General features: G+C 38.4%; 12 protein-coding genes. 1 reads left to right on the top strand and 11 read right to left on the bottom strand.

Annotated features, from left to right (window positions below; all coding sequences use genetic code 11):
- Positions 1-219: 219 nt before the first annotated feature.
- Positions 220-768, top strand: coding sequence for a hypothetical protein (locus NEOC84_RS09595; protein ID WP_166158666.1), 549 nt, complete (start codon positions 220-222; stop codon positions 766-768).
- Between the two features lie 350 nt (positions 769-1,118).
- Here NEOC84_RS09595 and NEOC84_RS09590 read toward each other — a convergent pair whose 3' ends face one another.
- The 11 genes from NEOC84_RS09590 to NEOC84_RS09540 form a co-directional block, all read right to left on the bottom strand.
- A complete protein-coding gene (locus NEOC84_RS09590) occupies positions 1,119-2,402 on the bottom strand; it encodes a replication-associated recombination protein A (RefSeq protein ID WP_166158663.1) in 1,284 nt (427 codons plus the stop codon).
- Positions 2,365-2,742 (bottom strand): (2Fe-2S) ferredoxin domain-containing protein, encoded by a 378-nt coding sequence (locus NEOC84_RS09585; RefSeq protein ID WP_166158660.1) that lies wholly within the window; start codon positions 2,740-2,742, stop codon positions 2,365-2,367. The genes NEOC84_RS09590 and NEOC84_RS09585 overlap by 38 nt, the downstream gene beginning before the upstream one ends.
- Before the next feature lies 1 nt (position 2,743).
- Positions 2,744-3,001 (bottom strand): hypothetical protein, encoded by a 258-nt coding sequence (locus tag NEOC84_RS09580; RefSeq protein WP_166158657.1) that lies wholly within the window; start codon positions 2,999-3,001, stop codon positions 2,744-2,746.
- A gap of 411 nt (positions 3,002-3,412) precedes the next feature.
- A complete protein-coding gene (locus NEOC84_RS09575) occupies positions 3,413-4,099 on the bottom strand; it encodes a sugar transferase (RefSeq protein ID WP_242678257.1) in 687 nt (228 codons plus the stop codon).
- Positions 4,100-4,792: 693 nt separating this feature from the next.
- On the bottom strand, positions 4,793-5,668 hold the full coding sequence (locus NEOC84_RS09570) for a polyprenyl synthetase family protein (RefSeq protein ID WP_242678256.1): 876 nt from the start codon (positions 5,666-5,668) through the stop codon (positions 4,793-4,795).
- Positions 5,669-5,718: 50 nt separating this feature from the next.
- On the bottom strand, positions 5,719-7,077 hold the full coding sequence (locus NEOC84_RS09565) for a UDP-glucose/GDP-mannose dehydrogenase family protein (RefSeq protein ID WP_166158651.1): 1,359 nt from the start codon (positions 7,075-7,077) through the stop codon (positions 5,719-5,721).
- Positions 7,078-7,159: 82 nt separating this feature from the next.
- The gene (locus NEOC84_RS09560; protein WP_166158648.1) at positions 7,160-9,346 is read right to left on the bottom strand and encodes a hypothetical protein; all 2,187 of its coding nucleotides are present in this window, start codon (positions 9,344-9,346) and stop codon (positions 7,160-7,162) included.
- Between the two features lie 459 nt (positions 9,347-9,805).
- Positions 9,806-11,515, bottom strand: coding sequence for a HEAT repeat domain-containing protein (locus NEOC84_RS09555; protein ID WP_166158645.1), 1,710 nt, complete (start codon positions 11,513-11,515; stop codon positions 9,806-9,808).
- Positions 11,505-12,089, bottom strand: coding sequence for a nucleoside triphosphate pyrophosphatase (locus tag NEOC84_RS09550; RefSeq protein ID WP_166158642.1), 585 nt, complete (start codon positions 12,087-12,089; stop codon positions 11,505-11,507). The genes NEOC84_RS09555 and NEOC84_RS09550 overlap by 11 nt, the downstream gene beginning before the upstream one ends.
- Positions 12,090-12,114: 25 nt before the next feature.
- On the bottom strand, positions 12,115-12,435 hold the full coding sequence (locus NEOC84_RS09545; protein WP_166158639.1) for a hypothetical protein: 321 nt from the start codon (positions 12,433-12,435) through the stop codon (positions 12,115-12,117).
- 270 nt (positions 12,436-12,705) lie between these two features.
- Complete coding sequence (locus NEOC84_RS09540; RefSeq protein WP_242678260.1) at positions 12,706-13,839, bottom strand: DUF11 domain-containing protein; 1,134 nt, start codon at positions 13,837-13,839, stop codon at positions 12,706-12,708.
- Positions 13,840-14,000: the final 161 nt, after the last annotated feature.

Below are 14,000 nucleotides of genomic sequence, written 5' to 3'. Positions count from 1 at the left end.
TTTTTAGCCAAAAGATAGCTTTTTTAAAGCATACAAGCAAAAGCCTTAAGAAAAGTTAGAAAAATTTACAGTAAGAGTATTTTCTCTAAAGCAATCCTTGCTTTCTAGAAAAAAAAGCTTTAGAAAAGCAAAAGAGTGCAAAAAAATAATAGTATATTGTAACGTGGATTTACAACTTTGGAAGAATTGTTGATGACAAGAACCTTTTTAGGAGGAAATATGTATAAATCGGTCTTCAAGACCTGTGTAGTGTCACTCTTAGGATTTGGTGCTCTACTTTCTACGCATGCTTTTGCACAAAACGCTCCTTTACAAACACCACCCACTACTCCTGTTGGGTTGAGCGATGAATGCTCTAAGGAATTGCTTATTTCCTATTTTCCTAAGGTGTTTGTACTAGAGACTTTAAAAAAGTATAACGTCCCCCAAGATAAGTGGGAGGCTATAGCTAGTGAACTTGCCCAGAAAGATAAGCAAGTCATCAAAACTGTGGAGGAAAAAGCAGCTAAATTAGATCCAAACCCTCTTAAAGACCCTCAGCAGCGCCAAGCTGCCGTCAGGTTATTTAGAGAAACTTTGACAGATTTATTTGCTTTGACCATGAAAGCTTATGGAATAAAGGATGGAAAGCAAATTACCGATATGTTGAATGATATTCAACAACAAAAAGCTAAACGTTTTGCTATGTGCATGCAAAGAGTATCATCCGAAGACACTAAAGGCGAAAACAAAGCTGAAAATTCAGCCACCTTAGGAGATAAGAATTAACATTTATAAGAGGAGAAAAAAAGTGTGATCTCCTCTTATTTTTTATTCACTCGGTAAATAGTGAAAGTTTTATTTTCTTTTAAAAGGGCAGGCTTCTATAGAGGATGGAAATCCTTCTAAAAATTTTAAAGGCTTATTTCGCCCTCTATGAATAGAGAAGCTAAAGCCAATCTTTTGTTTTAAAATCAATGCCATTTCATGAAGGTAGGTGGGTAGATCTAAAAAAATTAACCCCGTAAAGTGAATTTTTTGTCCAAAGGCATGATTTTTCATAGCTTTTAAGTCTGCATGAAAGGCTGCTCAAAAAGTATATAGCTTCTTTGCTATCCTCAATGCTTTATTGTAAAAAATTATTTGTTTTTCTTGATCATTCTTAGCTTATCGAAATAGCTTTGTCTTTTTTTCATTTCACGCTCAAAACCGCGTTCCACAGGGCAGTAAAACTTTCTAGGTGGTAATTCTTCCGGAAAATAATTTTGCCCTGAGAAAGCATGTTCTACTTCATGATCATAAAGATAATTTTTTCCATATCCCATTTGTTTCATTAGAGGAGTCGCTGCATTAATAATGATGGAAGGAGGTGCCATGTAAGTTGTTTGCGCAGCTAATTGCTTGGCTTCTTCATAAGCTTGGTAAAGAGCATTGCTTTTGGGTGCCAAAGCAAGGTAAACGACAGCTTGAGCTAAAGCCAGCTCACCTTCAGGAGAGCCTAGCATTTCATAAGTATCGCGGGCGGCGATGCATAAAGATAAAGCCTGGGGGTCTGCTAATCCTATATCTTCGCTAGCCATTCTGATAATTCTTCGCGCTAAAAATAAAGGATCTTCCTTACCCTCTAACATACGCGCCAGCCAGTATAAAGCTGCGTCAGGATCAGACCCTCTCACCGCTTTATGAAGAGCAGATATTAACTGATAATGTTGATCGCCTTGTTTATCATAACGAGCCGTGCGTTGCTGTAAGTATGTTTGCAAAGTGTGGACATCCAAAATAATATTTTCATTAACATCTTGGAGATTCTCAATTAGATTGAGGAGGAAACGGCCATCCCCTTGAGCTGATAAAATTAAAAGCTGACGGGCTTCCTCGGTAAGAGGCAATGCTTTTTTCCGAGATTCATAGCGTTGTAGTAACTGCTGCAAAGACTTTTCATTTAAAGGCCGAAGCGCTAACACCCGCAGCCGTGAAAGCAACGCACTGTTGAGATGAAAAGATGGATTTTCTGCGGTTGCGCCGATTAAAACAATGGTTCCCTTTTCCACGTAGGGTAAAAAAGCATCTTGCTGAGCTTTATTAAAGCGATGAATTTCATCTACAAATAAGACAGCTCTTTGATGGAGTAGGGGAGTGTTCTCTATCTCTTCTATAAGCTTTTTGAGATCAGCAATTCCATTAAAGATAGCGCTTATGGAATAAAAAGGGATATTAAAAGCTTTCGCATATAGCCTAGCGATAGATGTTTTCCCACATCCCGGCGGCCCCCAAAGAATAATAGATAAGGGTTTGCCTGCAGAGATAATTTTAGTTATAAAACCTTCTGGCCCTATCAGATGCTCTTGCCCTACGATTTCTTCAATAGAGGCAGGACGCATCTGCTCAGCAAGAGGAGCTATAGGCGATTTTGGAGTGATCATAAAGAATATATTCTTTTACCGGCTTACCACCGATAAGATGTTGTTGAAGAATGATCTCTAAAACTTCTGGGTTACAGGAATGATACCAAATTCCATCAGGATAGATGACAGCAACAGGGCCTTTTTGACAAATTCTTAAGCAGCTTACTTTTGTTCTGTAGATGCCTCCCGCTCCTGTCAAGTTCAGTTCTTGAAGCCTTTGCTTTAAATATTGCCAAGAAGCGTAGGCTATATCTGTGCTAGAGCAGCGTGGATTTGCTTGGTCGCTGCATAGAAAGATGTGGCGTTTAAGGGTATCGACCCCACATTTTATCAACCTTTCGTTAAGATTTTGTTGCATATTAAATACTCCTGGGTCGGGATTTTTTTTGTAAGCTTAAAGGAAGGAGAATAAAATATAGAAAAGCAAAAAGAGCATCGCCTAAAGGCATTACAAAAAGGTCGGAAACTATCCATCGCATGCCTATAGAAAGGGGTGTTCCCAATATATAAAGAAAAATAACTTGGAAGAAAGTTATAGTAAAGGAAAAAAGGAAGGTCATAATGGGTAGCGTACTTAGATGATCGGCAAAAAAATGGCGTTTTTGAGGATAAATCACCGCGGCTCCTAAAGTATAGTTACTAGCATAGAAGCCGAAAGGAGGCTGTACTGACAGTAAGTCGAGGAGCAACCCACAAAAAAATGCATACCAGAGGCAGACAGAGAAGGTTTTTTGATAAAATGAAACAATAAGGAAAGGCACCAAAAACATCAGCCGGATACTAGGAGCTATAGCTGGCATGCCAAGGGTAAGTAACAAGCCGCTGAAAAATGTAAGAAATAAGTTTTTTCTACTTAAATGCATAAGAAATTTATAAAATTTTAAAAGGCTACTTAGATGAGATGTATAGTTTTTCCTGAAAAAAGAGGTTATTTTCTGGGGTTACACTCACCATATAGGCTCTTTTCCCATAAATCCTAGTATTCTCCTCGCTATCTTTGATTCTCTATTTAAAAAGCATGCCAAAAATTAATAAGCTCCTCTTGGGAAGCATACGATGGGAATAGTTTTAGCAATAATTTTTATATCGAGCAGTAAAGATTGAGATTCTATGTATTGCTCATCGAGTTTAATGCGATTAGCATAGCTAATATCACTGCGTCCTGAAACTTGCCATAAACCCGTTAGGCCCGGACGTACAGATAAGATTTTTGTAGCCTTATATCCTAAATGTCGAATCACTTCGTACTGAACGACTGGTCTAGGGCCTACCACACTAAGATCTCCTTTTAAAACATTTACAAATTGAGGAAATTCATCAAGAGAAGTCTTTCTAAGAAATTTGCCTATTGGGGTAACGCGTGGATCATTTTTTAGTTTATGAGCATTAGCCCATTCCCTTTTTAATTCCAAAGAGCTTTCTAGAATTTCATGCAGCCTTGCATCGGCATCAGGATACATGGTGCGAAATTTATAACAGCGAAAAGGTTTGCCACCTCGGCCTATTCTCTCCTGAGCATAAATAATTTTACCTTTCGAGGAAAAATAGACAGAAATAGCGACTATTGCCAATACGGGAAAGGTAATAATAAGCACGCAAAGACTAAAAATAATATCAAACAAGCGCTTAGTTGGATTACGTTTAACCGTTAAACCCAGAGAAGGGGAGAATCTTAGAGCTGTAGATTCTTGCATCCATTGAGGGGAATTATTCATAATTTTTTGCTTGCCAACCATTTTTTAACTTTATGCAAATATTTTCTGTATAGAGGTAATGCTACCGACTAGACTTCTTAGATAGCATTCAAAGTAATTTTTAGGCAAATAAAAAAATAGCAAAATTATTCATAAACATTTGCCTATTTGTTTGTAATGTTAAAAAAATGTTAAAATTTTTAAACTTAAATGAAGCTAGGTGATATTAATCATTTTTAAAATAATAAACTTTTTTTGCCTCCGTCCCACTTTAAGTAAGAGTTTTACGATTTCTGGGGGTAATGACACTTTTCATGGCACAATCCTATAAAAGGCCTAAACGCTTTTTGTATATTCCTTTGAAAAAATCTTGGCATCCGGCTAGACAATTATACGCTGTTAGGCAGTTTTTTAAGCAATCATATACTTGTACTTGCTAAGAATCTCTTTTAAAAGAAAGGAGCTGCCAGAAAGGCGCTTCCTTTTTTGGTTTTATTGAGAGAGTCTTTCAAACGGCATTATTAAATAGGGGAAGAGATCAGATGCTTAAGAGACCTGGGTGACAAAAAATAAAGGAGGCAAAAAATATAACTTCTTATCTTTCTCTGATCGTTGATTGAGTGACTTAAGTTTATCGCTGGCCTACTAGAGCTAGGAAAGGTTGCTCTTTTATTCAAATTATTTACCCTAGCACCTTTTTTTCTCGATGATCTATCAGCAGTTTCGATGAACCAATAAATCTGCAAGAGAGACGAGCAAGGCTGTATCATAGGGTAGCTTTTTCAGCAGCACCCTAGCTGCCTGATCATATTCAAAGGCTAATGCTTGAGCTTTGGAGAGCCCCAATAAAGTAGCGTAGGTAGTTTTATGGTTTTTTATGTCTGAGTTTTTGTTAGAAGTTACATCTAACACATCATCAATGATTTGAAAAGCAAGGCCTATCTTTTGACCAAACGATTTTAAAATTTCCCGATCTGCTGGGCTGCCATTTGCTATGATAACCCCACATTCAATACAGGCAGTGATGAGAGCCCCTGTTTTACGTCGATGAACCTCTTGTAGAAAATGAAGGTCGATAGCCTTTTCTTGAGACTCGATATCCATGATTTGCCCACCAATCATTCCCTCGGCCCCGGCGTTTTTGGCTATAACATTTACCAATTCTATTTTTTGATGAGCCTGAAGGCCGGTTCCATTTGCAATGATCTCGAAAGCATAAGTAAGTAAATAATCACCCGTTAAAACAGCATGTCCTTCGGTAAAAGCTTTATGTAACGAAGGTTTACCCCGTCTAAAATCATCATTATCCATGCAGGGTAGATCATCATGGATTAAAGAATAAGTATGGATCATTTCCAAAGCACAAGCTGGATCCAATGCTAAATCTTCTGAGCCTCCTAAAGCTGTAGCAGTAGCTAATACAAGAAGAGGACGTATGCGTTTGCCCCCAGCGAGTAGAGAATAGCGAGTAGCCTCTAAAAGATTGAAATAAGCCCTATTCTTTCCGGCAGTTAGTTCAGCAAGCCGTTTTTCTATGCTTTTGCATCTATCGTGAAAATAGTCAGGGATGTTGGGTTCTACGCTTTTCATATTCATTGGCTTAATTTCTTGTCGATGCGCTGTCTCATAAATAAAGCTTTTTAAGCATGTTTCACTTCTTCTCTGTAATACGGCTTTTGACCTATACTTAAGTAATCCAATCCTTTCTTAACTACTTCTAAAGGATTATATTGATTGCGGCCATCAAAAAAAGCTCTGCCTTTCATCTGTTTAAGGAGAGCGCCGAAATCCAAAAAGCGGAACTGCTTCCATTCGGTCATCAACACGATTGCATCTGCTCCCTTAGCGGCTTCTATTTCGTCATTACACCAGAGGATAGCGGAATGAGGGGCGATGATTTTTTTAGCATTTTCCATAGCTACGGGATCAAATAAGCGCAAGTGTGCTTGTTCTTGCAATAATTGTTGAATTAAGACTAAGGAGGGAGCTTCTCGCATATCATCTGTATCGGGCTTAAAAGATAATCCTAAAATAGCAATAGTTTTATTAGCCAAGCCAGAATATTTAGCAAAATATTCAATAATTTTATATCCCATTAGCTGTTTTTGCTGTTCATTGACATAGGCTACTGCATCAATAAGCGGTGTGTCATAGCTAACTTGATCAGCTTGCTTGCGTAATGCCGAAATATCTTTAGGTAGGCAGGAGCCTCCATAACCTGGGCCAGGATATAAAAATTTATAGCCAATACGATTATCAGCTCCAATGCCTCTACGCACTTTATTTATATCTGCTCCTAAATGTTCGCATAAGCCAGCTAATTCATTCATGAAAGAGATGCGCGTAGCTAACATAGCATTAGCAGCGTATTTAGTCATTTCAGCAGAAGCAATATCCATGATCATCAAACGCTCATGACTAAGCATGAAAGGACTGTAAATTTCTTGCATGATTTGAGCTACCGTCGCCTTATCAGTTCCTATGATCACTCTATCAGGCTTCATAAAGTCCTGGATAGCACAGCCTTCTTTTAAAAATTCAGGGTTGGAGGCTACATCAAAATCAATTGACAGGCCCCTTCTTTGCAGGCCTGCAGCAATGACGCTAGAGACGAAATTAGCAGTTCCTACAGGCACTGTGGATTTGTTAACAATTACTCGATAATCTGTCATGTGTTCTGCAATGGCTGCGGCTACATGATGGACAAAACGCAGATCAGCTTCGCCATTTTCCTGATGAGGAGTATCTACACAGATAAAACACACTTGGCTATTGGCTAGAGCTTCAGCGTAGCTAGTAGAAAATTTTAAACGCGACGCTTTCACATTTCTTTTAACCATTTCCTCTAAGCCAGGCTCGTAAATAGGAATATAGCCTTGTTTAAGCTGATGAATTTTTTTTTCATTGATATCAAGGCATGTCACATGATGACCCATTTCAGCCAAGCAAGTCCCTGACACCAAACCTACATATCCTGTTCCAATAATGAGCAGTTCCATAAAAGCCTCTAGCTATATTCAATTTAAGCCCACACATCTTACCAGATGATTTAAAATCCTAAAAGCAGAAAGGCTTTAGAATTTAAAGATTTAATAGGGGCACGGCAGGCGGATAAGGGGTATGGCTGGGCCGACTTAAACCTAGATTAAAATAAAGGGCTATGCGGTTATCTTTCTTATCATATTCTTTCCTTTGATAAGATAACTTAATATTCCATGCTTTTTGTACAGTAGCTAAAATGTCGATTTCATATTCACTGTAATTGGGTTCATGGCGACGGTTCCATCCATGCCGCGATTCAAATTCTACCGCCCAGTTGGGGTGCCATCGATAAAATAGATGGATTAGCAAAGTATCTCTTCTATCAGAAAGTTGAGAGCCTTTTAACTTTTTCTCCGAATGAAAAGAATCTAAAATGAAATTCCATTGATCAGCTTTACGCCAAGCAAAAGATCCGCGATGTCTCCATTCTAAAGATAAGGCCGCCTGGCGATTAATCGTCCATTCGTTGCGAAAATTGAAATGATCCCATTGATGGCGTTGCATATCCCAGCCTGCAGTAAAAGTATGACGCAAGGTGGGAAGCAAATTCCAGGTCAAACGACTGTAAATTTTAGGAGTCGCACGTTTAATGGTAGGCGTGTTAATAAAAGTATGAGCAAATAGTTGCCATCGCATCCAGAGGTCTAAGCCTTTTTCTTGGCGAGCATAATAAAAGCTGTGATCGACTCCCCAAGTAAGCATATTCAACTGGTACCATCCATCCTGTATGTCAAAAATGTAATGTTTATTGGGTTTTATACCCGGTCTAGTATAGTACTTATATTTTACGTAAGGTTTGATGACATGCTTGAAACCAGAATAATGGCGTCTAAGCTGAGTATTTGTTTCCACAGAAAACATTCCTAGGGTCACCCAATGGTTAGGTGCGTGAGGATTGCTTCCATAATAGATCGCCGAAGCTCCAACTTCAGGAGTGGTGGTAAAAGGACCGGTTCGATACGAGCGGTATAATTTATGATAAAATTGCGCACGCGTAGAGTTGAAATTATAAACATGCTGGGAATGCTTAGCATACTGAAAGTCTAGATAAGAAAGGCGCCAAAAATTTTCTGATATTATTCCGGTAGAACCCAGAGAAAAAGGCCGAATGCTTATTTCCAAAGAGGGTAATTCTTGCTTAACCGTTTGAAAAGTATTGGCTCGTATACGAGCAAAAAAATTAGCTTTCCAAGCGTCACTCTGCTGAAATTTAACTTGCAATTGGGTTTTGCCTGCCGTTTCAATATCTAAATTTTTATCCATATAGTCTGTAGCCATATCGATATCGCTAAGTTTATCCCAAGTTGTATGGATACTGACTCCTTTTCTATCACATATTTTAGTATATGCACCCTGGAATCTATAGCGCGTGCGTTGGCTTGGTTGATCTACCGATGAATCTCTTGCTATATAATTGATCATTTCGAGTTTTTCTTGATTGTTTTCTGAATGATAAAGGGTATAGAAGCCCCCTCCTAAGCCCCTCTTAATTCTATAATCAAGCCGCAAAAAGTTTTTAAGGCTTCCCCAAGAAAATAGTTTATACTGCATTTCAAGGCGAGTATTCTGTCCTCCGCGCCATGTAACATTAAAGCGTAGAGGGTTATCGAACATGGCGTTTAAGTTAGCTTTAAATGAAGGAAGGCACAAAATTGGAAAGTGGACAAAATGAAATTGAATGTTTTTAGCATCAAAAAGGTGCTTTTCGCGAAGTCGCGCTTTGGCTGTTGTTACTTGCCAATCAGTATAGTAATTTTCTGAAGTGGTGACAAAGCCTTCATGGATAAGGTAGGAACCATCGGCATAGAGCTCGATCGCACGTCCTCCGAAATACCAGGGTTCGACGGCAGACCGTGCCTCATAGATCTTCCCTGTTTTAGTCAAAAAATTGTACTCAAGAGACTCTCCTATAAAAAAATTTTCTCCCCAGTCTAAAGCTACGTCTCCTTTGGCTGTCACCTGAAAGATAAGTCCTTCTTTTGTAGCCTTGCGGGTGTAAATAATATGACGGGCTTGAATACGTAGATTTGGGCCTGTAATAACACCTCCTTCAGAAGTAGATAATACACCCTCTACGAAAACGGGACTGCGTAGATCTACTTTAATCTCTTTCTCTACGTTGCTATGCAGGCTTTTAATTTCTTCAATGGAAGTGCTAAAAAGAGAAGCGATCGTGAGAATAAGAAAAAGAGGAATAAAATATTTAACATCTAGCGATAAGCTCATGCTATCTACCGGTCTAAGAAAATAAAGGAATAGTTTAGCTATTTATCTTAGACGGTGCAATAGGCTTTTTCTTTAACTTTTAAATTAAGAGAAAAATGCTTGTATTAGTTAGGTACATAGATGGCTTTTCCCCCGCCAAGCTTTTATTTTGGAAAAAAAGTTGAACGGGCGCTTTTAAGAAGGAAGTTTTTGAAGAAGGTAACTTTATTGGCATTGTAGCTTACCTATAAGGTTTGCCGATAGTCATACTAGGTATGTTTACAAGGCCTTCATTTCCCTGGTTAAAGGACTAAAAAGCAGTTTATCTTTTTCTAGCCTTTGCTGCTCCCAACTCCTCCGATTAAATTGTAAATTTTTCAAAAGATAAAACATTTTATACAGTGCAATTTTAAAATAGCATTAAACTAATAAAAACCACTAATGATTAATCCTTCAAGCTTTATGCAAGATAAAAAGCTTTTAATGAATAGCACGCATGAGCAGTCCTGCGAATGCGTACCTATTGATAGAATTTCCATCTTGCATAGCCTCTAATAAAAGATTAACAGCTTGTTCATCTTTATTTTGTATAAGAGCTTCAAAGGAAGCGATCGCTAGTTGTGAATGCTCTTCAAGGGTTAAGTGGTAATTATCTTTTGAATCACGCAATTGGCTAGGTAAAAAGGGGCGAAATTGAAGAAGCTCATTTTTCTTGCTGTTGACAACCCAACTATAGAGATTCTCCTTATAAGGGCCTTTTACTTTCAAAGAGTAGAGAGCTAGATTACAGTAATTACGGATAAGCGGGGCGCCTATTTGCTGTTGATGCCCTTTAAGTAAAGCAATGGCGGCAGGAGTATTTAATTTTTTAAGTAAATCTGTCAAACTAGGGATAAGATCGTTTTGCTGGCAAGTGAATAGCATTTTAGCTACCTGTAAAAAAGCTTGTTCCGGAAGGTCAAGAGCTTTTGCTAGGGCTGATTCTCTCATCTTTAACGATCTTTCAAAAGCATAGAGGTTATCCTTAAAATGCTGGTGTGCGCAAGGAGTTGCTCTCCAAGCCGTAAGGCTTCTACCTGGAGAACATACGGAGGAATAACACATGTCTTGGTGATTGGTAATTAAAATATCTTGTAGCAAGACTTTTAAACAACGTGGATCTTGAAGGTAAAGCAGCGCCATTGCTGCATTAACTCTTACCTGTATATTAGGGTCATTAACTAATAGGGCTAAACAGTCCTGGCTTTCCTGCAGTTCACCTAACAAAAAAATGGCATAGATATCCTTTTGCTTAGCTGCATTTTCTATAAGTATTTTGTATTCTTTACAGCCTAGATCATATAAAGCTTTCCAGGCAGTAAGCTGTACATAGGATACATTCGAGCAAGATAAATTTTTAAGCGCAGGAATTGAGGTATCATCTTTAAGTAGGCCTAAGGCAAATGCTGAGGCTTCTTGCTGTGCTTTTTCTTGATGAGTGGCAAGAGTATGAATTTTATATAAAAGTTCATCGCAGCCATATTTAGCGGCATTAATGATGGCAGCTAAACGTACTTCTTCATGAGGATGACTCATTAATTTGCATAGCATATGGAGGGCTTCGGGAGTACCAATCATCGCAAAGAATTCAGGAAATAAGTCTTCCAGAATTCCTTCCCAACGATACATTAATGCTTCCGCATAGGCATAGGCACGAGGAGATTTTTTTTGCGCTAAAAGATAGGCGGCTTCTAAACGAATTAATGGATGCCTAGTGTTTAAGGCGCGTTGTAAATTTTCATCCGCTTGATCATTTTGATACTGAGAAAGGAAATTAAGGCTAATAAGTTGTAGTTCTGGGATGCCGCTGCTTATTCCTTCTTTCAAGATATAAAGGGATCTTTCATTAAGACTAATGCCTGCTCCAAATAAAGTCATCAGGCGGGTGTCAAAGTCAGAACAGCGATAACCTTGGTCTAATAAAAGAAGAGCCATTTCTTGAAGGAACTCAAAATCATGCTTCCCAGTTCGCTTGTGGTGACACTCATAAGCTTTTATAGCTTGAGAAACATTCCCCATACGTACAAGAAACAACAAATGTGAGTGGTTATACTCGGTATGTTCTTTATCATTATCTGCTATTATAGAGGTGTAAGGGAATAAAAAGCATAGTAAGCCATACAACCACTTAATTTTTATCTTAAGGTACATAATCCAACAGGTCTATTCCACAGTTTTTTAGCAAAGAGCGAAGGGTGTTAAGGGGAAGCCCCATTACATTATAGTAACACCCATCAATTTTATTTACGATTAAGCTGCCCGCTCTTTGTATTGCGTAGCCACCCGCTTTGTCGGCCCAATGAATTTTTTGATGATAACGGTAGATATCTTCTTTTGTTAGGTGATTAAATAAAACGCGGGTTTCTTCCCAACCCGTGTATAAATTCGCATTGTATAAGAGCACGACTCCTGTAAAAACACTATGCCATTTGCCTGCTAGGCTCAAGAGCATATTAAAAGCTTCTTGCTCAGTTTGGGGCTTATGATAAACTTTACCTGAGCGGTATACAATTGTATCTGCTGCTAAAATTGCCTCATGCTTGCAAATCTCTTTTACCGCTTGTGCTTTACCTTCGGCTATTGAAGAAACATATTTTATAGGGTCACGTTTATAAATAACACTATGTTCATCAAAGGATGGGGAAACTTGCTTGAAAGGCAGATTGAAATAACTTAGTATTTCTTTACGACGTGTTGACTGTGAAGCAAGAATAAGGTGCGCCATGCAATAGAGTCCCCGTGATGATCTTTTACGAGATAAAAACTTGCGAAAATATAAGTGTTTGGATTTTTTCTGTCAGCAATAGAGGGCAGTAGGTGGCCAGTAATTGTAAAATTTCTTTTTCTATTTTCTTTAAATCCATTAAGGAAATTTTATCTGTAGTTGAATAAATGCCTATATAATCTTTATCCTTAAAATGTATTTCTCGTAAAGCACTATTTAGCGCTGGCACTATCTTGTTTTGTTTCCATAATAAGCTTTGATTAAGATGCATGCGCAATTCAGAAGTGATTAAACATCCTATAAAAATTTTAAGGTTAACTCCATCTTTTAGCTCTGACATATGCATAAGAAAATTAACATACCTTTCTTTAACTTGTAAAGGTTGGGATAAAAAGAAGCTTAAAAGAACAATGCTATGCTCTTAGGCAGCTTCTTAGGAAATCGAATTTTTGAAAAGCTTAAAGCACATTAAATAAAGCGATACCATATAAAGGCTAATTCCTTTTTTACGCTGGCAATTATTTTTTTAAAGCACATAAATCTTCAAGGAATAAAAATAAAAAAGGCTGGCTTTTGAAGAGCCAGCCTTTATATAAAGAGCCTAATGACTACTTTATTAGTTCACTATCGTGCTTTCTTGTTGAACGATAGGTGTCTTGATTGCATCTGAAGAAACTTCAAATTTAACGCGTGCATCGCCAGATTTTTTAGCTTTGGCATCCACACGATATCTTAGTGTTTGTCTAGCTGCTACATTTTTAACAGATGCAAACTTAACTGTATTACCAGAAATTTGGCCTGAAGCATCACCAGATACTCCTATTGCTTGAACTTCCTCTGGGAAGGTAACTACAACTTGTACATTACTGTCAGGTTCTGAACCTTGGTTCACAACTACAATATTGTAAGCTGTAGAGTCATCAATGCAGATAGGATTCTCTGTCTGAGCTACTGACACGTTTAAGGCAGGGCGTCCTTTCCAATGAGTCATCGATTCACAATGACCATTGCAATTCTGACAGTTTGTAACATCTACCTTATTAGTAAAGCAGCCCGCTACGCAGGTGGTGAGTGTAGTATTGAAAGATACTTTTTCACCTGGTTTCATTTCTCTTAATCTCCATGTCGCTGTATTACCGCTAATTGTTGCTCCATTAGCAGTTACAATCGATGTTGAAGGAGGCGCATGGTCAACGATTACCACATCTGTCAAAGGTAGGTCACCTGTATTCATGACTATAATTTGGTAATCAGCGTTTTTGCCGATTTGCTGCTCTTTTGGTCCTACTTTTGTGCACTCCATTTGACAGCAAGAAATGCATACTGTTGATTCGCAAGATACCGAATCAGCATTGCAGGCAGTCACAACGGCAGTATTGGTGAACTTGCCACGTTTAACAGCTGTAGTGCAGATGTTAACAGTTTTAGATTGGCAAGGTTCTAAAGAGCCAAGCTTATAAACTAAAGTTTTTTGGCAGCTTACATGCTCTACACCTTCTGGGAGGTTATCTGTGACCACCACATCTTCTGCTGTGCAGCTTCCATGGTTTGTTACAGTAATGGCGTATTCAACAGGCTCGCCTGGAGCTACTTGCTCGGGTCCAGATTTTTTGCAAGTAAGAACTGGTTTAGCACAAAGGATGGAACAAAAACGAACAGGTACTGCTGTAGCACAGAAGCAGGCGCAAAGTTCACCTTCGATATCACACTTTAACCATATTTTTGCTGGGCGGCATTCGCCTTTACTCATAGAACCAAAATTCCATGATATTTTACGTCCTTCAACGCGTCCTTCAGGCTGGCTTCTAATGTAGGTAACGCCATCTGGTAATGTAGTTGTTACATTTGCTTCACAAAGATCATCGCAAGCTTTAACATCAAATTCCAAAGGATATTGATCATTTAGCATGC

The sequence above is a fragment of the Neochlamydia sp. AcF84 genome, assembly GCF_011087585.1.
GTDB lineage: Bacteria > Chlamydiota > Chlamydiia > Chlamydiales > Parachlamydiaceae > Neochlamydia.
This window is presented reverse-complemented; position numbering and strand designations above follow the sequence as displayed.